Origin of the sequence: Halomonas sp. DP4Y7-1 (assembly GCF_019800705.1) — a bacterium.
GTDB classification, from domain to species: domain Bacteria; phylum Pseudomonadota; class Gammaproteobacteria; order Pseudomonadales; family Halomonadaceae; genus Halomonas; species Halomonas litopenaei_A.
This window is the reverse complement of the sequence record NZ_JAHVKS010000002.1, coordinates 155,436-178,767: the sequence shown is the minus strand read 5'-3', so window position 1 is coordinate 178,767 and position 23,332 is coordinate 155,436. Positions and strand designations below refer to the sequence as shown.

General features: G+C 63.5%; 18 protein-coding genes. 16 read left to right on the top strand and 2 right to left on the bottom strand.

Annotated features, from left to right (window positions below):
* Positions 1–57: 57 nt before the first annotated feature.
* The 5 genes from KUV72_RS04340 (at position 58) to KUV72_RS04320 (ending at position 7,249) form a co-directional block, all read left to right on the top strand.
* Positions 58–1,608, top strand: a complete 1,551-nt coding sequence (locus KUV72_RS04340; protein WP_222237563.1) for a polyphosphate kinase — start codon at positions 58–60, stop codon at positions 1,606–1,608.
* Positions 1,609–1,888: 280 nt separating this feature from the next.
* Positions 1,889–3,277, top strand: a complete 1,389-nt coding sequence (locus KUV72_RS04335; protein ID WP_206941181.1) for a hypothetical protein — start codon at positions 1,889–1,891, stop codon at positions 3,275–3,277.
* A gap of 242 nt (positions 3,278–3,519) precedes the next feature.
* Positions 3,520–4,785 (top strand): serine hydroxymethyltransferase, encoded by a 1,266-nt coding sequence (glyA, locus tag KUV72_RS04330; RefSeq protein WP_206941179.1) that lies wholly within the window; start codon positions 3,520–3,522, stop codon positions 4,783–4,785.
* Between the two features lie 305 nt (positions 4,786–5,090).
* The gene (locus KUV72_RS04325) at positions 5,091–6,032 is read left to right on the top strand and encodes an HAD-IIB family hydrolase (RefSeq protein ID WP_222237562.1); all 942 of its coding nucleotides are present in this window, start codon (positions 5,091–5,093) and stop codon (positions 6,030–6,032) included.
* A complete protein-coding gene (locus KUV72_RS04320) occupies positions 6,029–7,249 on the top strand; it encodes a glycosyl transferase (protein ID WP_222162790.1) in 1,221 nt (406 codons plus the stop codon). Before KUV72_RS04325 ends, KUV72_RS04320 begins: the two co-directional genes overlap by 4 nt.
* Before the next feature lie 80 nt (positions 7,250–7,329).
* Here KUV72_RS04320 and dsbG read toward each other — a convergent pair whose 3' ends face one another.
* Positions 7,330–8,136: a thiol:disulfide interchange protein DsbG gene (gene dsbG, locus KUV72_RS04315; RefSeq protein WP_224851991.1), complete on the bottom strand. Its 807-nt coding sequence runs from the start codon at positions 8,134–8,136 to the stop codon at positions 7,330–7,332.
* Positions 8,137–8,420: 284 nt separating this feature from the next.
* Positions 8,421–10,211, bottom strand: coding sequence for a sugar phosphorylase (locus tag KUV72_RS04310; RefSeq protein WP_261317347.1), 1,791 nt, complete (start codon positions 10,209–10,211; stop codon positions 8,421–8,423).
* Between the two features lie 193 nt (positions 10,212–10,404).
* Between KUV72_RS04310 and nrdR the strand changes: the two genes are divergently transcribed.
* The 11 genes from nrdR (at position 10,405) to KUV72_RS04255 (ending at position 23,315) form a co-directional block, all read left to right on the top strand.
* Complete coding sequence (gene nrdR / locus KUV72_RS04305; RefSeq protein WP_222237561.1) at positions 10,405–10,890, top strand: transcriptional regulator NrdR; 486 nt, start codon at positions 10,405–10,407, stop codon at positions 10,888–10,890.
* Positions 10,887–12,059 (top strand): bifunctional diaminohydroxyphosphoribosylaminopyrimidine deaminase/5-amino-6-(5-phosphoribosylamino)uracil reductase RibD, encoded by a 1,173-nt coding sequence (gene ribD, locus KUV72_RS04300; RefSeq protein ID WP_222237560.1) that lies wholly within the window; start codon positions 10,887–10,889, stop codon positions 12,057–12,059. Before nrdR ends, ribD begins: the two co-directional genes overlap by 4 nt.
* 214 nt (positions 12,060–12,273) lie before the next feature.
* Positions 12,274–13,419 carry a bifunctional 3,4-dihydroxy-2-butanone-4-phosphate synthase/GTP cyclohydrolase II gene (gene ribBA, locus KUV72_RS04295; RefSeq protein WP_206941162.1) on the top strand — a complete coding sequence of 382 codons (1,146 nt, stop codon included), beginning with the start codon at positions 12,274–12,276 and terminating at the stop codon, positions 13,417–13,419.
* Positions 13,420–13,524: 105 nt separating this feature from the next.
* Positions 13,525–14,022: a 6,7-dimethyl-8-ribityllumazine synthase gene (gene ribE / locus KUV72_RS04290; RefSeq protein WP_206941160.1), complete on the top strand. Its 498-nt coding sequence runs from the start codon at positions 13,525–13,527 to the stop codon at positions 14,020–14,022.
* On the top strand, positions 14,019–14,519 hold the full coding sequence (nusB, locus tag KUV72_RS04285) for a transcription antitermination factor NusB (protein ID WP_206941158.1): 501 nt from the start codon (positions 14,019–14,021) through the stop codon (positions 14,517–14,519). The genes ribE and nusB overlap by 4 nt, the downstream gene beginning before the upstream one ends.
* Positions 14,520–14,531: 12 nt before the next feature.
* Positions 14,532–15,491 carry a thiamine-phosphate kinase gene (gene thiL / locus KUV72_RS04280; protein WP_222237559.1) on the top strand — a complete coding sequence of 320 codons (960 nt, stop codon included), beginning with the start codon at positions 14,532–14,534 and terminating at the stop codon, positions 15,489–15,491.
* The gene (locus KUV72_RS04275) at positions 15,488–15,961 is read left to right on the top strand and encodes a phosphatidylglycerophosphatase A (RefSeq protein WP_206941153.1); all 474 of its coding nucleotides are present in this window, start codon (positions 15,488–15,490) and stop codon (positions 15,959–15,961) included. Before thiL ends, KUV72_RS04275 begins: the two co-directional genes overlap by 4 nt.
* 48 nt (positions 15,962–16,009) lie before the next feature.
* Complete coding sequence (locus KUV72_RS04270) at positions 16,010–17,266, top strand: DUF945 family protein (protein WP_206941150.1); 1,257 nt, start codon at positions 16,010–16,012, stop codon at positions 17,264–17,266.
* Positions 17,267–17,407: 141 nt separating this feature from the next.
* Entirely contained in the window at positions 17,408–19,855 is a 2,448-nt protein-coding gene (gene lon / locus KUV72_RS04265) for an endopeptidase La (protein WP_206941148.1), read from the top strand.
* A gap of 272 nt (positions 19,856–20,127) precedes the next feature.
* Entirely contained in the window at positions 20,128–21,975 is a 1,848-nt protein-coding gene (ilvD, locus tag KUV72_RS04260; protein ID WP_206941146.1) for a dihydroxy-acid dehydratase, read from the top strand.
* 248 nt (positions 21,976–22,223) lie between these two features.
* Positions 22,224–23,315, top strand: a complete 1,092-nt coding sequence (locus KUV72_RS04255) for an oxidoreductase (protein ID WP_206941144.1) — start codon at positions 22,224–22,226, stop codon at positions 23,313–23,315.
* Positions 23,316–23,332: the final 17 nt, after the last annotated feature.

Sequence of the window (23,332 nt, the reverse complement as noted above, 5' to 3'; positions counted from 1 at the left end):
TGGTTCCTGGACAAGCGACATCAGCGCAGCGGTCGCGACCGCCGCGAAGGAGTGAACATGGGCAAGTCTGCGCAGGGAACGACCGAGAAGGGAGCCAGTGGCGATGGTATGCAGAGCGCTTCAGGGGCGAGCGTAAAGCGCAAGCGCGCCAAGCCGGACAAACGACAGGGCAGCAACAAGATGTCGGCCGAAGAGCGGCTGCGCTTCGGCCTGCTGTCTGCGCAACTGACCCTGGCTCAGCAGGCGGATCGGGCGGTGTTGGTACTGGTTGCGGGACATGCGGCGACCGGCAAGGGCGAGCTGATCAATCAGCTCAACCACTGGCTGGAGAACCGGCTGACGGAGGTGCACGCCCTGGCGCCAGGAGACGAGGAGCGCTGTCGTCCCTACTGGTGGCGCTTCTGGCATCGCCTGCCGACGCGCGGACGGCTGGGGGTGTTCGTGCACGGCTGGGTTGGCGACGCGGTCCTCGCGCGGGCTTCCAGGGCGCTGGGCGAAGGCGCTTACAGTGACCGTATCGAGCAGATGCGCCAGTTCGAAGCCGAGCTCGCGGCCGATGGGGTGCAGCTGGTCAAGCTGTGGCTGCAGATCGACGCCGAGAGTCAACGCCGACGGCTCGAGATGCTGGCGGCAGACCCGGCGACTCGCTGGCAGGTCACCGAAGACAAGTGGCGGCGACATGCTCAGCACGGGCTGCTGGATGAATTGGCGCGGGACCTGCGCAAGCGCACCCACCGCCGCCACAGCCCCTGGATTGAGCTGGACGCCAGTTCTGGCGACTCGCTGCTGCCCCAGGTGGCCAAGCTTCTCGAGAACGTCATGACAACGCCTCCTCCCGCCCTGGAAGCGGAGTCGTCACCGGCGCTGGAGGCGGTTCAGCCTCCCACCCTGGCGGCGCTGGTGCAGCGAGAAGCACCTGAGCGGCTAAAGAAGCGCGACTATGTTGAACGCCTGTCCGAGTCTCAGGCCCGCCTGGCGGAACTGGCCCGCAGCGCCGCGCGCCAGCGAGTCCCGCTGGTGGTCATGTTCGAAGGCCACGATGCGGCAGGCAAGGGCGGTGGCATTCACCGCCTGACGTCTGCCCTGGATGCCCGGCTCTATCAGGTGCACCAGATCGCGGCACCGACCGAGGAAGAGTTGCTGCATCCCTGGCAATGGCGCTTCTGGCAGCGACTCCCCAGGGATGGCAGGGTCGCGGTGTTCGACCGCTCCTGGTACGGCCGCGTGCTGGTCGAGCGGGTGGAGGGCCTGGCCGTGGAAGATGACTGGCGTAGAGGCTACGAAGAAATACGCCAGTTCGAGGCGCGTCTGCTGGAGCATGGGGCGGTAGTGGTCAAGCTGTTCCTTGCCATCGACAAGGATGAGCAACTGGCCCGCTTCGAGGCTCGCGCCGCCACGCCCCACAAGCGCCACAAGTTGACCGATGAGGACTGGCGTAACCGCGAGCGGTGGGACGATTACCAGCAGGCGATCGACGAGATGTTCAGCCAGACTCATGTGCCCGGTGCCGAGTGGACGCTGATCGACGCCAATGACAAGCGCAGGGCGCGGCTGGAGGTGATCCAGGAAGTCAGTCGGCGGCTTGCCGCAAGGCTGCCCTTGGCATGATTATCCCTTCGGGTCTACCGGGTACCACAGTGACGGTGCCTGAGTCGGTCGAGAGGTGTCGTCGAGAGGTGTAAGAGTGGTGTGATAGCAGTGTGGCGTCAGGGGCTGGCGTCATAACAAGGCTGTCGGCGGTCATGACGACAGGCTACAGTGATTCACTCAGGCCCATCTTGCTGGCGACCGGACGGATGGACCGGTCGGACGACACAGACGTTGCGACAGCCAATTGTTGAGATGGCTGAAAGGCTGATAACCGAATTCACAGGGGAGGTGAACCTCGATGAAGTATCTGATTCAACCGCGCCATGGGGCGCCACTTGCGCTGCTGCTGGCGCTGGGGTCCGGTATGGCGCAGGCCGATGCCGAACGTCTTGAAGCGGACCTCAAGACGATGCTGGGAGGCGAGGGCACGCTGGAGATCGGTGACGTGTCCGATGAACTCTTCGGTAGCACCACCAGCGCCGAGGATCTGGTGTTGACGGGCCCTGATGGAGAGCGGCTCAGTGTTGCTCGCTATCTGGTCGAAGGTGACTACGAGTCGCCCGACGAAGTCGTGCTGGAAGAGGTGGAATTGATTGACCGTGGCGCGAGCATGACCCTCACCCGGTTGAGCTTCGAGGAGCCCGGTCAGGCGGTTCTGGACCTGCGTGAACTGCCCTGGGGCCAGGACAATCCCCTGGCGGGGCTACGTCTGGAAGGCCTGGTCATGGACCAGAGCGAAGGATCGGTGGGCGCGGACCTGCCCTGGGGCGAATTTCCCGGACAGATCAATATCGACAGTCTGGAAGCGACTGAGCTCAGCCAGGATGCCATCGGTAGTCTGGTGCTGTCGGGCCTGACGGGGGCGTTCCAGGGGGACGAAGACCTGGGCACCGGGACCTTTGCCCTGCCGTCGCTGAGCCTGACCGGCTTGAAGGGAATGGAAGGCGATTCGCCGACCGTCGACGCGCTTGAGCTGTCCGACTTCTCGCTGGATTCCGATCGTGTGGTGGCCTCCTTGGCCAGCCTGGTGGCGGATGGCGACATGACGGATGGGGCCTACAGCGGTCGCATGGAAGGACTGGCCCTGGACCTGGCGAAGATGATCGAGCTGGCGCCGGCGGATGAGCGCACCCAGCTGCGCATGGTCGCCAATGTGCTGACCGGAGGCACCGGGCAGTTGACCCTGGATGCCGACATGGACGGCACCTGGGAAGCACAGGGATCCAATGGCCAGGTGGCCAGTCGCTTCACCATGACGGCCCGTGACGCCCTGCGTATCGGTTTCGATAGCGACCTGCCCGTCAATCTTCCCAAGGGCCAGGACCCCGCGACCTATTTCGCGGGCCTGAACGACTGGACCGAGCTGGATCTGCAGGGCGGCGATGTGTCGCTCGATATCGGTGATCTCGGCGTCTTCGGACGGATTGCCCCGGTGATCGCGGCGACCCAGGGAGTCTCGGAGGACGCGCTGCTTGAGCAGTTCCGGACCCAGGCGGAAGGCTTCGGCATCATGATGGGGCCCCAGATCGGGGCGGTGCTCAGCGGTATCGTCAAGATGATGGCGGGCGAAGCCAGCAGCATGCAGATCACCACCGAGCTTCCGCCCAGCCAGCATATTCAGAAACTGGCCAAGGAAGACCCGATGGGTCTGCCGGACGCGCTGTCGATGCAGGTCACGGTGGAGTAATCGCGGTAAAGCGGCGCATCGCAAGGGAAGAATGAGTCGCTGCGCCGACGGCGGCCACGTCGTCGGCGTCCAAATAACCGGCTTGTTCAGGCGTGGTTCAGTAAAACTAACCCCAAGATGAGAAATCATGGAACAGCTCATGACGGTCTTTCATGTGAAAGCGGTCATGGGCTGCGCTATTATGGCGGCCCGATTTATACGATTCTCTGTCGTCTTTCCCCTGCCGCGAGGTTATGCCGCCGATGTTCAGCCGTGATATGCAGATTGCCGGTTTCGATGATGCCCTGTTCGATGCCATGCAAAAGGAAGTGGCTCGTCAGGAAGCCCACATCGAACTGATCGCCTCCGAGAACTATGCCAGCCCCCGCGTGATGGAGGCTCAGGGTAGCCAGCTGACCAACAAGTACGCGGAAGGCTATCCCGGCAAGCGCTACTACGGTGGCTGCGAGTACGTCGACATTGTCGAGCAGCTGGCCATCGACTACGCCAAGGAGCTGTTTGGTGCCAGCTACGCCAACGTTCAGCCGCACTCCGGCTCCCAGGCCAACGGCGCGGTCTTCCAGGCGCTGGTCAAGCCGGGTGATACCGTCCTCGGCATGAGCCTGGACGCTGGGGGCCACCTGACCCACGGCGCACGTCCCAACTTCTCCGGCAAGCATTACAATGCCGTTCAGTACGGCATCGACGAGTCCGGACGTATCGACTACGAAGAAGTGGCACGTCTGGCCCGCGAGCACCAGCCGAAGATGATCATCGCAGGCTTCTCTGCCTACTCCCAGATCATCGACTGGGCTCAGTTCCGCAAGATCGCTGACGAAGTGGGCGCCTACCTGCTGGTCGACATGGCCCACGTGGCGGGTCTGGTGGCGGCGGGTGTCTACCCGACTCCGCTGCCCCACGCCCATGTGGTCACCACGACTACCCACAAGACGCTGCGCGGACCCCGCGGTGGCCTGATCCTGTCCGCCGAGAACGATGCCGACATCGAGAAGAAGCTGCAGTCCGCCGTCTTCCCTGGTGGCCAGGGTGGGCCGCTCGAGCACGTGATCGCGGCCAAGGCGATCTGCTTCAAGGAAGCCATGGCGCCCGAGTTCAAGACCTACCAGCAGCAGGTGGTCAAGAACGCCCAGGTGATGGCCAAGGTGTTTATCGAGCGCGGCTACGATGTGGTGTCCGGTGGCACCGAAGATCACCTGTTCCTGCTCTCCCTGATCAAGCAAGGTTTGACCGGCAAGGATGCGGATGCCGCTCTGGGCCGCGCTCATATCACGGTCAACAAGAACGCCGTGCCTGGCGATCCCCAGAGCCCGTTCGTGACCTCTGGCCTGCGTATCGGCACCCCGGCGGTGACCACTCGCGGTTTCGGCGAGGCCGAGTGCGGCGACCTGGCCGGCTGGATCTGCGACATTCTCGATGTCATGGCCAGCGGTGAGTCCAGCGAAGCCGTTGAAGCGGACGTGAAAGCCAAGGTCGAGGCAGTCTGCGCTCGTCTTCCGGTTTACGCCTGATAGCGGCAGGGTAAGCACCATCAGGAACCGTAGCCTGATGACGTAGCCTGCACGACGAAATGCCCCCATGAGCCCTGCTCGTGGGGGCATTTTCATGCTGGCGGCAGGCTCATCCAGGGGGCCGGCCAAGCCTGCCGGGTGCTGCTGCACCATGTTGGTGCCTGGGCGTGCACCTGTCCTGACCTCGATGGATGCTTCGTTGTGCACATGTTTTTGCATGTGACTGTTTTTTTTATCTTCCTAAACGCGGTGGCGTACCCCTTGCTATGAGTCAAGGTGAACTCTTTTGATGCGAAGGCCCTGCCATGCACGCCACTGCCACGCCCTGCCTGGGCGACAGCGCTGAACCCCGCCTTCTGTTTACCGACCTGGATGGCTCTCTACTTGACCACCATGACTACGATTGGGCGCCTGCCCAGCCGTGGCTCGAGACGCTGCGCAAGGCCGGTGTCGGGGTGATTCCGGTGACCAGCAAGACGCGCAGTGAGCTGCTTGGCTTGCGCCAGGCGCTGGGACTTGCTGATCAGCCCTTTATTGCCGAGAACGGAGCGGTCATCGCCCTGCCCGACAGCTGGTGCCATGCCAGGCGCGAGGGTCCAGTGGGCCCCGATGGCCTGGTCATTCGCACCCTGGGTGTCGATATCGGACTGATTCGTCGGCGCGTGGCGATCTGGCGGGAGCGTCTGTCGGCGCGCTTTCTGACCATGAGTGAAATGGCACTGGAGGACGTCGTGGCGTTCACCGGCCTGGATGAACAGGAGGCACGCCTGGCGCGCCTGCGCGAAGGCAGCGAGCCGCTGCTGTGGGAAGACGACGATGCGCTGTTGCAACGCTTTCGCGAAGGGCTGGCAGGCGATGGCCTGCGCATGACCCGTGGCGGACGCTTCTGGCATGTGCTGGGGGATACCGACAAGGGCCAGGCGGTGCGTTGGCTGTGTGCGCGCTACGAGGCGTTGAAGGGCAAACGACCGACCACCCTGTCCCTGGGCGACGGCCCCAATGACGTGGCCATGCTGGAGGCAACCGACGCCGCGGTGGTCATTCGCGGCCAGCATGGTCTGGATGTCCGGCCGGATCAGCCAAACCTCTACCGCAGTGAAGCGATGGGGCCACGGGGCTGGGCCGAAGGGGTAGCCCATTGCTGGGGAGCGAACCCTCAGGCCCTCGAGGCAGCGGCCAGGGGTGACCAGGGCGTGCAGACAGACGATCAGCATCACCATCTTGGCGGAAAAGAGGACGACGCATGAGCGATTTCCATCAGAACGGCATCATTACCGATTTTCACAACCTGACCCGTCGTTCTGCCGAAGAGCTTGAGGCGGACCTTGAGCAGTTCGCCAGACAGCGGCCGCTGGGGCTGATCCTGCCGTCGCTCTATTCTGAACTGGAAGGACCGGCACTGGATGCGATCGTCGAGACCTTGTCGAGTGCCGACTACTTGTCCGAGATTGTCATCGGCCTGGATCGTGCCGACCGCGATCAGTTTCTGCGTGCTCGGGAATTCTTCTCCCGCCTGCCTCAGCACCACCGCATCCTGTGGAATGATGGACCTCGCCTGCGCGAGCTCGACGCAGACCTGTCTGCCGAGGGGCTTGCCCCACAGCAGCCGGGCAAGGGGCGCAACGTCTGGTTCTGTGCGGGCTATGTCCAGGCATCGGGGCGCACAGCAGCGGTGGGACTGCACGATTGCGATATTCTGACCTACGACCGCTCGCTGCTGGCCAGACTGATGTACCCCGTGGCGCATCCACGCTTCAACTACGCGTTCTGCAAGGGCTACTACTCGCGCATCGCCGAAGGCAAGCTGAACGGACGGGTGTCCCGGCTACTGGTCACGCCGCTGCTGCGGGCGCTGAAGATCATGCACGGGCCGCTGCCTTATCTGGACTATCTCGATAGCTATCGCTACCCGCTGTCAGGCGAGTTTTCCATGCGCACGGAGGTGCTCGACAACCTGCGCATACCCGCCGACTGGGGACTGGAGATCGGGGTGCTGTCCGAGGTGCACCGTGACCATTCGACCAACCGTCTGTGTCAGGTCGACATTGCCGATGTCTACGATCATAAGCATCAGCCGGTCTCTGCCGATGATGCCAGTGCGGGGCTCAACCGCATGAGTCTGGATATTGCCAAGGCGCTGTATCGCAAGCTGGCAACGCAGGGGGTGGGGTTCTCCTCCGAGGGTTTTCGCACGCTGAAGGCGACCTACTACCGACTCGCTCTGGATTTGATCGAGTCCTACGACCACGATGCCACCATGAATGGCCTGAGCCTCGATCGCCACGCCGAAGAGCAGGCCGTAGAGCTGTTTGCGGCGAATCTGATCGAGGCGGGAAATGCTTTCCTCGACAACCCCCGGGAGAAGCCCTTCATTCCCAGTTGGAACAGGGTAAGAGCGGCGCTGCCGGATCTTCCACAGCGCCTTTATCAGGCGGTGGAAGCCGACAACGCCGGAGATGTCTAGGAGGGAGAGTGCCTGTCACGGGGGCTCGCCATGGCAAGGCCCCGGTGATGACAAAGCTGATCCGCTGTGGTGCCAGCCCCTCAGGGGCTGGCGCTTCCCATGATGGTCTCGAACAGGGCCTGTCCCGGCAGTCCCTGAGTCATTTCGACCTTGCCATCATGGCGATAGACCATGCCTGGGGTGGCCACCATACCGAAGCCTCGGAACAGCTCATGATTGCTCTGTAGACGCTGTTCCAGGTCGCGGGGTAGCTGGCGCATCGGCGTAATTGGATCACCCCCTTCGTGAGCGGCCAGGGCGGCAGAGGGGTCGTCCGCGGCCAGCATGGTGACCGCCTGGCGTGGGCTCGCTGGATCCAGTATGCCCACCATGACGTGGCGTAGCTGGACCTCTCCGCTCTCCACGAAGGGGCGGGTCATCTGCCACAGGCGGGTGCAGTATGGGCAGTTGGGATCGGTGAAGACGTATACCGTGCGCGGCGCGTCCGGGTCGCCATCAGCGATCCAGGCGCTGTCAGCCAGGTCCTGCCACACCGCTTCATCCTGAGGTCCTTGCACCAGTCGCTCCAGCGGCTCTTCCGACAGGTTGTTGGCCTCACCGTCAATCAGGTTGCCGACAATGGCGTGCTCGCCATCGGCAGTCACGAAGATTGTCATGGGCTGGCCTCGGTGGCTGGCAGCGTAGCCCTCCAGGCCTCCAGGGGCATCAAATTCTCCATGCACTTCCAGGCCTTCTTTCTCGAGGGCCTCGATAGGCGCGGGGTAATCCTTGGCTTCGACGCTGGATAGCGGCAGCAGACCGAAGGCCACCGCAGCAAGGGTCATGAAGGATCGCGGGTAACGCGGGCGCGATGGGGCATCGGGGCGGCGGGGGGTGTCCTGACTCATCGGTGTTCGGGCTCGCATGTCGTTGTCGGAGGGGCGCGCAGAGGTGACCTGATCATCCCGGTGGTAGGGCGGCCAGTGCTGTGACAACAGCTGGGACAACAGGATGAGAGGTCAGTTCGGTGGCCGGCCCGGTTGGTGGGGTTACGGATAAAGGAAACGCTGCAGTCATCAGCCGAGCGGCGCCAGGCGCCCGCAGCGCAGGCGCCGGAGCCTTTGCGCTACAGGTGGGGCGCGCAACGCAGCGAATCGTTGGTGCAGGCAGTGATGCAGTGTTTCCTGAATGCTCAATCATGACGCACCAGCCATAGTGAGCGATAGGGCGCCAGGGTATCGCAATGGCGCCATTCGCCGCCCTCCAGCAGGTCCTCCCAGCCAGGACGTTCGAGTTCCGCCATGACCAGAGGTTGCGGGCGGTCGGTAACATTATGGATCGCCAGCAGGCGACGGCCGCTGGCAATCGGCCCACGCTGAATGGCCAGCAATTGTGGCGCGGTTGGCACCACCGTCTGAGCGGCGTCGGGGTGGAAGCAAGGCTCTCGGCGGCGCAGTTCAAGGCGACGCGTGAGGGCGACGAATACCTCACGGGTCGGCGTGTGCCGGCTGTCCAGCAGCATCCCCAGTTCCTGGCGCTGCCAGCGCTTGCGGTTGATGGAGCGCAGGCGCCCGCTGCGCTCGACGCCATCATGGTCATTCTGGGTAGCCGTCAGACAGTGAATGTAGACCCCGGGAATGCCCTTCAGGACCAGCATCAGGTGCTGACTCAACAAGAAGCGCTCGACCTGCCAGGGGTCGGGGCCTCGGCGGGTGCCGCTCATGGCATCGAACCAGGTGATGTTCAGTTCGTAGGGACTGTCACTGCCGTCGCTTTGGCGGCGCATGCTGACAAAGCCACCGAAGCGCTGCATCAAGCCAACCAGAGCATCGATTTCGTGTTGCTCGAGCCAGCCTTCCAGCGGTCGTACCCCGATGCCGTCGTGGCTGGCTGTGAAGTTGAGATAGCTGCAGCCCTCTGGAAGCTCGGGCAGCGTGTTGAGCCAGCGGGCGATGGTGCCGGCCTCACCGCTGGTCAGGGTATGCAGCAGCAGTGGGGGCAGCGGGAACTGATAGACCAGATGGGCTTCATCCGGTGGTGTGTGCTCACGCTCCAGGCCAAAGTAGCTGATGTTCTCGGCGTGAGGCACGTTGGTCTCGGTGATGATCAAGGTGCCGGGAGCCACATGATCGACGATGGCGCGCAGCAGACGCACCACGGCGTGGGTTTCGGGAAGGTGAATGCAACGGGTGCCGGGCCGTTTCCACAGGAAGGCGACGGCGTCCAGGCGCACGATCCGCGCGCCCTGCTGAAGATAGAACAGCAGTATGCCGATGAATTCGATCAGCACGTCGGGGTTGGCAAAGTTCAGGTCGATCTGGTCCTCCGAGAAGGTGGCCCACAGATGGCGTACCCCCCGACGGGTACTGACCGGTACCAGCAGTGGAGAACTGCGTGGCCGTACGACGTCGCTGAGATCCGTTTCCGGGTCCATCTCGATGAAGTAGTCGCGACCGGGCAGGTTGCCGCCCAGGTAGTCGGCAAACCACAGCGACTCCCTTGAGACATGATTCAAGACCAGATCCACCATCAGGTCGTGGCGGCTGGCCAGCCGCCTGATGTCTCGCCACTCGCCCAGGGCCGGGTCGACCTCGCGGTAGTGAATGACCGAGAAGCCATCGTCGCTGCTCCAGGGAAAGAAGGGCAGCACGTGCACCCCGCTGAACACGCCAGCCAGTCGGCTGTGAAGAAAGTCATCGAGCACGGCCAGAGGAGGTGTGGGCGACGTCTCCTGACCGCTGTCCGGGCGTGATTCGTGCTCATCGATCAGCGAATCACCGTACAGAATCAGCCATTGATCCTTTTCACTCCACAGTTCGTTTCTTGCACCATGACGGTGCGAAAGACGGGCGCCCTGCGCTTCGATCAGGCGCAGCAGGCGGCGCAGCACTTCCTCGCTACGTTCTCCATACAGAGGTGTCAGCAAGGCTTTGGCATGCTGTTGGAAGCGGTCTGCGTCCATCGCTGTGAGTGGTGGGGCCATGGCGTCCTCCTTGGGCGGGCGAGGCGGGAGGTTACGCCTGTGCCCGACGACTTATTGGCAGGATAATGCACAACATCAAGCACAGGGCGTGCCAACTGGCATCGCGCAAAGGGCTTGGCGGACGGTTGCGCTGGGCGAAAAAGGCCGCAACCGTTACACTATGGCGACATTTTCTCCTGCCGGACTGCCCGCTATGCATTGCCCTTTCTGTGGCGCTCAAGAGACTCGTGTGACCGATTCCCGGCTGGTTGCCGAAGGCGACCAGGTGCGTCGACGTCGGCAGTGCGCGGGATGCGGGGAGCGCTTCACTACCTATGAGACCGCCGAACTGGTGATGCCGCGGATCGTCAAGGCCGATGGCTCCCGTGAGGTGTTTGACGAGAGCAAGCTGCGAGCGGGCATGCTGAGGGCTCTGGAAAAACGCCCGGTCAGTGCGGAATCCATCGAAGCGGCGGTGGAGCGCATACGCCAGAACCTGAGGGCCCGAGGGGAGCGTGAGGTCCAGGCGCGGGTCGTGGGTGAGGAAGTGATGAACGCGCTCAAGCGCCTGGACCAGGTGGCTTACATTCGCTTCGCCTCGGTGTATCGCAGATTTCAGGACATCGACGAGTTTCGTGCCGAGATTGACCGGTTGGCTCAGGAGCCGAGCTTCACCCCCGACAACGAGGAGCCTTCATGAGCCGCGACGATGCACCTCCGGCGTCAGCCCCTGGCCATGATGCCCACTGGATGGCGAGGGCTCTTCGCCTGGCTGAGCATGGCCGCTACACCAGCATGCCGAATCCGCGTGTCGGTTGCGTATTGGTCAAGGACGGCGAGTGGCTGGCCGAGGGCTTTCATGAGCGTGCCGGTGAGCCCCATGCGGAAATCCATGCGCTGAACGGCGCCGGTGATCGCTCCCGTGGTGCAACCGCCTATGTGACGCTGGAGCCATGCTCGCATCATGGTCGCACCGGCCCCTGCTGCGATGCCTTGATCCAGGCGGGCGTCGCCCGGGTCGTGGTGGCCATGCAGGACCCCAACCCTCAGGTCGCTGGGCGCGGCATCCAGAGGCTGCGTGAGGCAGGCATCGAGGTGCTGGTCGGTTGTCTTGAGGACGATGCGCTGACCTTGAATGCGGGCTTCGTATCGCGCATGACCAAGGGGCGCCCGCGGGTGCGCCTGAAGCTGGCCATGAGCCTCGATGGGCGTACCGCCATGGCCTCCGGCGAGTCCCAGTGGATCACCGGCCCTGCGGCACGCCGCGATGTGCAGCGCCTGCGTGCCCAGAGCTGCGCGATTCTGACTGGCGTCGACTCCATCATCTTCGATAACTCGCGACTGACGGTGCGAGCCGAGCAACTGGGGCTCGATCAGGCTGACACCATTGCCCGTCGCCAGCCGCTGCGCGTGGTGGTCGATTCGCGTCTGCGCATGCCGTTGGCGGCTGCCTGTCTGAGCGAGCCCGGTCAGACCCTGGTGGTCTGCGTCGAAGGCGTCGAATCTCCTCGCCGGGAAGCGCTGGAGCGCAGCGGGGCACGAGTACTGGAAATGCCGGCCGGCGAGGACGGTCGCGTAGATCTGCCGATGCTGCTCGACTGGCTGGGGCGCGAAGAAGGATGCAACGAGCTGCTAGTCGAAACCGGTGCGACCCTTGCCGGTGCCATGATGGATGCCTGTCTGGTGGATGAGCTGCGCCTCTACATGGCGCCGACGCTGCTTGGACCCGAGGCCCGTGGACTGATGTCATTGAGCGGGATTGACCAGATGGCCCATCAGCGACCGCTCGAGATCATCGATATTCGCGCCATGGGCCAGGACTGGCGAATTTTGGCTCGCCCCGCGCTGCCTGCTTGCACAGGGCGCTGAGCTAACGCCCTGGAAATGACCGAGCCCTGATCACCTAGAGCCCTGATTATTCTAGCGCCCCGATACGGGGCGGGTGCAGGTGCCCGCGTGGTTACGTGGTTCGCCGCATACCCTCTCATTCGCCGCCACTGGCGCCCAGGCGCGTCCCACGGTACCCTGACGGCCGTTTCTGGCCGCCGTCGCCGTGTGGCCACTTCAGATCCAGGGAGCACACATGTCGCAGTCTTCCAGCGGGGGCCTGGCCCCTATTGCCGAACTCGTCGAGGATATCCGTCAAGGCCGCATGGTCATCTTGATGGATGATGAGGATCGGGAAAACGAAGGTGACATCATCATGGCGGCCGAGAAGGTGGAGGCCAGCCACATCAATTTCATGGCGGTTCACGCTCGCGGCCTGATCTGCATGCCGATGACCCGCGAGCGTTGCGAGCAGCTCAAGCTTCCGCTGATGGTGCAGGATAACGGTTCTGGTTACGGCACCAAGTTCACCCTGTCCATCGAGGCCGCCGAGGGCGTCAGCACCGGCATCTCTGCAGCGGATCGCGCACGCACCGTGCAGGCGGCCAGCGCTCGCAATGCGCGCCCCGAGGATATCGTTCAGCCGGGCCATATCTTTCCGCTGATGGCGGAGCCGGGTGGCGTGCTGCGGCGCGCCGGCCACACCGAGGCGGCCTGTGATCTGGCGGCGCTTGCCGGGTGTGACCCCAGCGGTGTGATCTGTGAAATCATGAACGAAGATGGCACCATGGCCCGCCGGCCGGAGCTCGAGCGCTTTGCCGAGACCCATGGCATCAAGATGGGCACCATCGCCGACCTGATCCACTACCGCATCCATAACGAGCAGACGGTGGAAGAGGTAGAGCGGTTGCCGGTCAGCACTGCCTATGGCGAGCTGACGGCCCACGTCTTTGCCGACCGCATCCACAAGGTGCACCATCTGGCGCTGGTCAAGGGACACCCGACACCGGATGGCGTGACCACGGTGCGCGTCCATCTGGCCAACGAGATGCGTGACCTGATGTGCCTGGTCAAGGGTGAAGAAGCATCCTGGCGTGCGCATCAGGCGCTGGAAGAGGTGGCGCGAGCCGAGCACGGCGTGTTTGTGCTACTCGATGACATGCGCTCCCGCCAGGACCTCAACGACCTGCTACAGGTCTTTCTCGAGCGCCGCCGCACTGCCCGCGGCAGTGAGTCGGACGGGTCGGGCAACTACCTGACCATCGGCACCGGCTCCCAGGTCCTGCGCGAGCTTGGAGTAGGCAAGATGCGCCTGCTTAGCTCCCCCTGGAAGTTTTCGGCGCTGTCAGGCTTTGACCTGGAAGTGGTGGACATCGTGTCGCCCACTGATCTAGACGCATGATGATTCCCAGGCGATGCTCCAAGGCATCACCTGGGGATTCGGCTATCCATTAGGGGATTATCCCCGACTGCCGGCCAGGTGCCGGCGAATTCAGGAAATTTCAAGATGCAACCTATCTCCCAAGTCGAAGGCAGCTTTGTCGAGGTTCAGGGCCGCTACGTGATCGTCGTGGGCCGCTTCAACCACCATGTGGTGGACTCTCTGGTGGAAGGCGCTGTGGACAGCCTGGTGCGCCATGGCGTGGACATGGAGATGATCGATATCGTTCATGTCCCCGGCGCCTGGGAACTGCCTCTGGCCGTCAAGCGGGTGTTGCAGGTGGCCAAGCCCGACGCGGTGATCGCCCTGGGCGCCGTCATCCGCGGTGGCACGCCTCACTTCGAGCACGTGGCCGGCGAGTGCAACTCGGCCCTGTCGCGTCTTCAGCTCGACTTTGACACGCCGGTGGCGAATGGCGTGCTGACCGTGAACTCCATCGAGCAGGCCATCGAGCGTGCCGGTACCAAGGCAGGCAACAAGGGAACCGAAGCGGCCATGGCCGCCATGGAAATGGTCTCCCTGCTGCGCCACTTTGGTGATGATGGCGAGGAGACCTCCGCATGAGCCGTGAACAGCGTGCGCCGACCAAGGCTCAGCAATCCCGTCGTGCCGCCCGCGAGCTGGCGGTGCAGGGACTCTACCAGTGGCAGATGACCGAGAAATCGATCAGCGCGGTGGAAGCCGAGTTCCGCAGCCAGGTGCCGGATGATGACCTGGAAACCCATGAGAACTGGCTCAAGGTGATGGAAATCGCCGACCTGGCGCTGTTCCATGAGCTGCTGCACAACGTCGCTCGCTATCGCAAGGAGCTTGACGCGGACATCGCTCCCTTGCTCGACCGTCGTCTCGAGGACATCGATCCGATCGAGCTGGCCATCTTGCGCCTTGGTGCCTATGAGCTGTCGCGGCGCCTGGAGGTGCCGTACCGTGCGGTCATCAACGAAGGGGTCGAGCTGGCCAAGTCGTTCGGTGCGACGGATGGGCACAAGTACATCAACAGCATTCTCGACAAGCTGGCGATCAAGCTGAGAAGTGCCGAGGTCAGTGCCCGTCGCCGCTGAAGGTCGCTGCTGATGTACGGAGAATTCGAACTCATCCAGCGCTGGCTGGCACCGGCGAGACGCGGGTCTGCTGACGCGTCCGGCGTAAGCCTGGGCGTCGGTGACGATGCCAGCCTGATGCAGCCCACCCCGGGCCATGAGCTGGTGGTCAGCGTCGACACGTCGGTCGAGGGGCAGCACTTTCCGCCTGGTGCGCCCGCCGCTGCGCTGGGGCATCGAGCCGTGGCTGTCAGTCTGAGTGATCTGGCGGCCATGGGCGCCAGACCACGCTGGTGTCTGATGGCATTGACCCTGCCTGACGCCAACGACGACTGGGTGGCAGAATTCGCTCGTGGCTTCCATGCTGTGTGCGATAGCGCCGGTATGGTGCTGGTCGGCGGAGATGTGACCCGCGGCCAGCGCGCCATCAGTGTCACCGTCATGGGGGAGGTGCCGACCGGACAGGCACTGCGCCGTGATGGGGCCAGGGCCGGTGACGTGCTGGCGGTGACCGGTGCCCTCGGCGGAGGCGCCGGCGGTCTTGCCGCATGGCAAGGCGGAGCGCGAGATATGGAGCAGCCCCTGCTGAAGCGTTACCTGCTGCCCGAAGCGCGCTGGCAGGCCGGTGAAGTCCTGCGCGGGTTGGCGAATGCGGCCATCGACGTGTCCGATGGCTTGCTGGCTGACCTGGATCACGTGCTCAGCGCCTCAGGCGTCGGTGCTGTCCTGGACAGCGCGTCGCTGCCTCTGGCCGACGGTCTGGCCGCGAGGCTGGGCCAGGATGCCGCCATTGAGGCGGCGCTATGCGGCGGGGATGACTATGAGTTGCTGGTCTCCTTGCCCCCGTCACGGGTCGCCCAGGCGAAGGCTTCGCTGCTGGCTCTGGGCATCGAGCTGACGCCGATCGGTCATTTTACCGAGACGCCGGGCATACAGGGCGTGAAGATCCCATCCAGGGCTGGCTGGCAACATTTCCACGGAGGGACATCGTGAACAAAGCACCGGCTAGCGTCTGGCACCGGCCGACCCACTTTCTTGCCTTCGGGCTTGGCAGTGGGGCGGCGCCCTTTGCTCCAGGTACCTTCGGCACCCTGGCGGCCATTCCGTTCTACTGGCTATTGTCAGAACTGACCCTCGGTTGGTACCTGGTGATGATCGCCATCACCTTCGTGTGGGGCGTCTGGTTATGCGACAAGACCTCCCGCGACCTGGGTGTCCACGACCACTCCGGCATCGTCTGGGATGAGTTCGTCGGCTACTGGTTGACCATGGCGGCGGTGCCCTTCTCATGGGAGGCGGCACTGTGGGGCTTTGTTGTCTTCCGGGTCTTCGACGTCATCAAGCCCTGGCCGATTCGCTGGGCGGATCGGCGTGTTGCCGGCGGCTTTGGCATCATGGTCGATGACGTCTTGGCGGGGGTCTACTCCTGGTGCACCATGCACCTGTGGTTCTGGTTGCACTGAGCGAGCGGTGCGTCAGAGGAAGACGTTCGCTGGCTGAGAGGAAGGAACATGCGCAAGGAACGATGGATCGTACCCGTAGTGGTGGTGCTGGCGGTGGCCTGGGCCGTGGCTCAGTACCTCGCCAGCCTGCTGTTCGAGCGTGAGCTTGCGCGTGCGCTGGCCGACCTGGAAGCCAGGGGCGACCTGCGCATCTCGCGCAGCGATGTCCGGCAAGGCTGGCTGAGCTCTTCCGGCGTACTGCATATCGCCCCCCTCATCGGCCACGCCTGGCACCTGTCGCTGCCCTACGATGCGCGCCACGGCGTCCTCGATACCAGTGTCATCGGTACTGTGGAGCTGCATGTCGGCGAGGCCGACGAGCGGCTGTTTGGCGATGCCATTCCCGCTGCCCCGCCGCGCTGGGAAGCCCACTATCGCACCCTGGGCGGTACCCTCCAGGGTGAGCTGGCGCTGGCGCCCTTCATTGTCAGCCAGTCGCCCCCTCGCAGCGGCCCCCGCTCGCTGCATTTCTCGGGTGCGCGGATCGCCTTCGATGGCATCTACGGTGACTGGCGAACCCGCATGACCGTCGATTCCGTACAGTTGCGTGATGGTGAGGCCCGACTCGAGGTCGGTCCGCTTCAGTATCAGAGCCGCTATGCCTACACCCCAGGGGCGCTTCACTTCAATCAGCAGGACAGTCTGACCATCGAGGCGCTGAGCCTGCGTCATCCGCAGGTCAATCTGGACGGCACCTCGATCGTGCTGCAGACCGACACCCAGTTGGATGACAGTGAACTCAGGCTGAAGAGCAACCTGACGCTTGGCGAAATTCGCTCCGGCAACGACATGCTGGTGGATGGCGAGCTGAGCATCGAGCTGTCCCGGATCAATGCCGACGCGCTGCGCTCTGTCGTTGAGCTGGCGCGCCACAAGACGGCATTGGGCACGGTGTCGTTGGACGACGCCGCGGCGGATTCGGCCATGGATCGGGCGCTGGCTCAGCTGCTCAAGGACTCCCCGCGACTGGATCTGGTCGACGTCAACCTGGATAGCCCCATGCTCGGGCTGAGCCTGCATGGGGATGGCGTTGTCGTGTTTGATCCGCGTGAGCTGGATCAGTTGAGTCCCCTGGCGCTGGATGACCCCTCGATGCGCGCCAAGTTTCGGGAGCGCCTGGACGGCGATTTCGAGTGGCGTGAACCTCCTGCCGTAGTGGCGCTGTGGCTGAGATTGCCGCTGGATACGTCGATGCTGGGCATCGATGTGGTCAAGGGCCAGCTGCGCATCAATGGACGCCCGCTGCCGCCGCTGCTGGGCCGCTGACGCAAGATGATGACTCCCCGCGTTGTCGCACCGGCACGCACTAACGCGCTTGGTTGTCACCCCACGCCTTGAACTTGGCGTCGATCGCCCACATTCCTGAGTAGCATATGGGCAAGGCCCCAACTTCAGGATGAGGTGACCATGAGCGATGATCGTGATTCCCGGTCTGATGAGCTGGACTGGATTCCCCTTGGCGGTGCTGCTGACGACGGTCAGAACGATGACGATGACAGTCAGTCCCAACTTGAAAGCCATGCGGTGATTCCTGCCAGTGCGAGTCTGCCGGAGCGGTTGTACCTGCTGCCGATCCATAATCGTCCCTTCTTTCCGGCCCAGGTTCAGCCGTTGGTGATCAACCGCGAGCGCTGGTCCGAGACCATCGAGAGGGTGGCCAATACCCCCCACGACACCGTAGGCCTTGCGTTTGTCGGGGAAGCGGGCGTGGAAGAGCTGTCCTACGAAGACTTCCCTACCATCGGCACGGCGGTGAAAGCGCACAAGCTGCAGGGTGAGGATCAGCAGATCCAGTTCATCGCCCAGGGCGTCCGGCGCTTCAAGATCGAGCGCTGGCTGTCACGCAAGCCGCCATTTCTGGTCGAGGTGTCGTATCCCCGCGAGCCGGTGGATACCGAGGACGACGAGACCCGTGCCTACGCCATGGCATTGATCAATGGCATCAAGGAGCTGCTGCCGATCAATCCCCTCTACGGCGAAGAGCTCAAGCACTATCTCAATCGCTTCAGCCCCCACGAGCCTGGACCGCTGACGGACTTTGCGGCGGCTATTACCTCGGCGCAGGGGGGGGAGCTGCAGGACGTGCTGGCGACGCTGCCAGTGGTTCCGCGCATGCAAAAAGTGCTGCCGCTGTTGCGCAAGGAGATTGAAGTCGCGCAACTGCAGAGCGAGATCAGTGAGCAGGTCAACGCCCAGATGCAGGAGCGTCAGCGTGAGTTCTTCCTGCGTGAGCAGTTGAAGGTGATCCAGCGCGAGCTGGGCATCTCCAAGGACGATCGCGAGAACGATGTGGATACCTTCCGGGCTCGCCTGGAAGGGCGCGAGGTGCCGGAGCGGGTTCAAGAGCGTATCGATGACGAACTGGGCAAGCTGTCGGTGCTGGAAACCGGCTCCCCCGAGTACGGCACCACGCGCAACTATCTGGACTGGCTGACCGCCATGCCCTGGGGCCAGCAGAGCCAGGATCAGCTTGATCTGGCCCATGCCCGCAAGGTCCTCGACCGCGATCATGATGGACTGACCGACGTGAAAGAGCGGATCGTGGAGTTTCTTGCCGAAGGTACGTTCAAGGGCGATGTCGGGGGCTCTATCGTGCTGCTGGTCGGCCCACCCGGGGTCGGCAAGACCTCTATCGGGCGCTCCATCGCCGAGGCACTCGGTCGCGAGTTCTACCGCTTCTCGGTCGGTGGGATGCGCGACGAGGCCGAGATCAAGGGCCATCGCCGGACCTACGTGGGGGCCATGCCGGGCAAGCTGGTACAGGCACTCAAGGAGGTCGAGGTCGAGAACCCGGTGATCATGCTCGACGAGATCGACAAGATGGGTCAGTCGTTCCAGGGTGACCCTGCCTCGGCACTGCTGGAGGTGCTGGACCCCGAGCAGAACGTCGACTTCCTCGATCACTATCTGGACGTGCGCCTCGACCTGTCCAAGGTGCTGTTCGTGTGCACCGCGAATACGCTGGATTCGATTCCGCCGGCGCTGCTGGACCGGATGGAGCAGATTCGGCTGTCTGGCTATATCGCTGAGGAAAAGCAGGCGATTGCCCGCCATCATCTGTGGCCCAAGCTGCTGAAGCGGGACAATATCCCGAAGAAGCGCATCAACCTGACGGCGGCGGCGCTGCGCCAGGTGGTCGAGGGCTATGCCCGTGAAGCGGGAGTACGCCAGCTGGAGAAGCAGCTTCACCGCATTGTGCGCAAGGCTGCGGTAAAGCTGCTCGAGAATGACCAGGAAACCGTCAAGGTATCGCTCAAGAACCTGGAGGAATTTCTCGGTGCGCCGCTGTTCCGTAAGGAAAAGGTGATGAAGGGGCAGGGCGTCGTGACGGGACTGGCCTGGACGTCCATGGGCGGCGCCACTCTATCCATCGAAGCGGGCAAGGTGCATGGGCTGGATCGCGGCTTCAAGCTGACCGGTCAGCTGGGGGACGTGATGAAGGAGTCCGCCAACATTGCCTACAGCTACGTGCAGGGGCACCTGAGCGAATATGGTGCCGATGCCGGATTCTTTGACGCCAGCTTCGTGCACATGCACGTGCCCGAGGGGGCGACCCCGAAGGATGGTCCCTCGGCTGGGGTGACCATGACCACCGCGCTGCTGTCGCTGGCCCGCCAGCAGCCGATTGACCGCAATCTGGCGATGACCGGTGAACTGACCCTGACGGGGCAGGTGCTGCCGGTGGGGGGTATTCGGGAGAAGGTCATCGCCGCTCGACGCAGCGAGATCTTCGAAGTCATTCTGCCCGAGGCCAATCGGCGTGATTATGACGAGCTGCCCGACTATCTGAAGGAGGGCATGACCGTACACTTTGCCGGCCGCTATCAGGACGTGGCCAAGGTCGTGTTCGGTTGATGGACTGAGCGAGGACGCTGGGGCCCTGTTTAACAGGCCCCAGCGCCTGCGTCGCCAGCGCTGGTCCGGTGTCGAGGACGATCAACGGCACGTCAATCACTTTGCTGCTTCCAGCATGTCTGCTCGCCCCCGGTGTCTTGCCGGGGGCGACGCGTTGTATCCGCGCAAGGCTTTCCAGTGCTGCCCCGGCGTGACAGAATCGATGGTCTGGACACGAGACACCGCCTGGCGGCCAAGGGCCCCACAGGTGGACAAAAAATGACGAGGATTCCATGCCAGAGTATCGCTCCCGAACCACTACCGCCGGTCGCAACATGGCCGGCGCCCGCGCCCTGTGGCGCGCCACCGGCATGAAGGATGACGACTTTCACAAGCCGATCATCGCTGTGGCCAATTCGTTCACCCAGTTCGTCCCGGGCCACGTGCACCTCAAGGACATGGGGCAGCTGGTCGCCCGCGAGATCGAGAAAGCCGGCGGCGTGGCCAAGGAATTCAACACCATCGCCGTGGATGATGGCATCGCCATGGGCCACGACGGCATGCTGTATTCACTGCCCAGCCGTGACCTGATCGCAGACAGTGTCGAGTATATGGTCAATGCCCACTGCGCCGATGCGCTGGTGTGCATCTCCAACTGCGACAAGATCACCCCGGGAATGCTGATGGCCGCCATGCGCCTCAACATCCCGGTGATCTTTGTTTCCGGCGGTCCGATGGAAGCCGGCAAGACCAAGCTGCTGGATCACGGTCTCGACCTGGTCGATGCCATGGTCATGGCCGCCGACGACTCGGTGGACGAAGAAACCCTGAACGAGGTCGAGCGCAGCGCCTGCCCCACCTGTGGCAGCTGCTCCGGCATGTTCACCGCCAACTCCATGAACTGCCTGACAGAAGCGCTGGGTCTTGCGCTGCCCGGCAACGGTACGGTGCTGGCAACCCACGCGGATCGCCGTCGTCTGTTCGAGACCGCCGGCGAGCGCATCGTGGAATTGGCCAAGCGCTATTACGAAGGTGACGAGGCGCACCTGCTGCCCCGCGCCATCGGCTCCAAGGCGGCGTTCAAGAATGCCATGACCCTGGACATCGCCATGGGCGGCTCGACCAACACCATTCTGCACCTGCTGGCCGCGGCCCAGGAAGCAGGCGTCGACTTCAACATGCCGGATATCGATCGTCTGAGCCGTGAAGTGCCCCAGTTGTGCAAGGTGGCGCCCAACACCCAGAAGTACCACATCGAAGACGTCCATCGTGCCGGCGGTATCATGGCGATTCTCGGCGAGCTTGACCGGGCTGGCGTGCTCGATACGTCCGTGCCCACCGTGTATGGCGACAGCCTGCTCGAGGCACTGGACGAGTGGGACATCATGCGCAATCCCTCGGCGGAAGTGGTCAACTTCTTCAAGGCCGGGCCCGGCGGCATCCCGACCCAGACGGCATTCTCCCAGAGCGCGCGCTGGCCGAGTCTCGATGGCGACCGCGCTACCGGCTGTATTCGTGACTACGCCCATGCCTTCTCCAAGGAAGGCGGTCTGGCCGTGCTGCACGGAAACATCGCCGAAAGCGGCTGTGTGGTGAAGACTGCCGGTGTCGACGACAGCATTCTGGTCTTTGAAGGGCCGGCCCACGTCGTGGAGTCCCAGGATCAGGCGGTCGAGCACATCCTTGGCGGTGAAGTGAAGGAAGGCGACGTCGTGGTCATCCGCTACGAAGGACCCAAGGGCGGTCCCGGCATGCAGGAAATGCTGTATCCGACCTCGTACCTGAAGTCCAAGGGGCTGGGCAAGGCCTGTGCCTTGCTGACGGACGGCCGCTTCTCAGGGGGCACTTCGGGACTGTCGATCGGCCACGTATCGCCAGAAGCGGCGGCAGGTGGCGCGATCGGTCTGGTCGAAAATGGCGATTTGATCCGCATCGACATTCCCAGCCGTACCATCAACGTGCTGCTGGATGACGCGGAGCTTGCCGCCCGCCGCCAGCGTCAGGATGAGCGTGGCAAGGAGGCCTGGACGCCTCGTATCACGCGACTGCGCAAGGTGACACCGGCACTCAAGGCCTACGCGCTGCTGGCGACGTCGGCCGACAAGGGCGCGGTTCGCGACCTCGAGAAGCTGGACGCCTGATCCAGGCCGCTGGCAAGTATTCGAGGTGATCGAAGGCCGGCTGATGCCGGCCTTCAACGTTACTGAGCCTTCTTCCCCAGTGGGCTTCCTTGGAGGGTGGTGACCGACGTCCTGCGTTCGCCCGGGTGCTAGCGTGAGTGCTGGAACTCGATTAATTCCGAGGATTTGGTCATGCTGGGAGCAATAGATATCGACGGATCAATAAAGCCCTCGACAAGACGGGCGCAACGCGGGCACAGGGGCCGAACATGAAGACACAGACGCTTAACGTGGGGCTGGTGGGGTACGGGATGGCGTCACGGACGTTCCATGCGCCCTTGATCCAGGCTGCGCCTGGACTTGAGTTGACGGCGGTGGTGAGCTCCGATGCGTCCAAGGTGTTGAACGACCTGCCGGATGTCACGGTGCATGGCAAGCTCAGCGAGTTGCTCGATGTGCGCCACGTGGACCTGGTGGTCATTGCGACGCCCAATGAACAACATTACGCCATGGCCAAGGCGGCGCTGGCGGCTGGCAAGCACGTGGTAGTGGACAAGCCTGTGACCGTTTCAGCTTCTGAAGCACGTCAGCTGCGGGCCCAGGCCGACCGGTCGGAACTTCTACTCAGTGTCTTTCACAATCGTCGCTGGGACTGTGACTTTCTGACGGTGCGTCAGTTGCTGGAGGAAGGACGGCTTGGGCGGGTGACGTCGTTTACGTCCCGCTTTGATCGCTATCGCCCGGCGGTGTCCAACCGCTGGCGCGATCATCACAAGCCGGGAGGCGGCATCTGGTACGACCTTGGCCCCCACCTGCTGGACCAGGCCAGGGAGCTGTTCGGAATGCCTCGTGCGATCCTGCTGGAGCTGGCGACGGCGCGAGAGGGAGCAGAGGTCGATGATGACTTTCTTGCGCTGCTCGAGTACGACCGCTTGAGGGTGACGCTGCAGGCCAGCTCCCTGGTGGCCGAGGCGAGCCCGCGCTTCGTGGTGCACGGCACCGAGGGCAGCTATTCGGTCTACGGGCTGGATCCCCAGGAGGGCTGGCTGAAGCAGGGGATGGCGCCAAGCGACAACTGGGGTGTCGACGACTCTCCGGGTCAGCTGACGCTGAACCGCGGCAGCGCCGAGGAGCCTGAGTTGATCAGCGAATCCTGTCCGTCGGTGCCCGGCAACTATCCTGCTTTCTACGCCGGCATTGCTCAGACCCTGCTGCATGGCGACCCGCCCCCTGTCACTGGAGAGCAGGCGGTGGATGTCATGACGCTGCTTGAGGCGGGGCTCGACAGCTATCGTCAAGGACGCTGGGTGCGTCTGAAAGAGGGCAACAGCAACTTGAGGCGTCTGCACGCCAGGCGCTGAGGTTGCTTCCAGCAGCG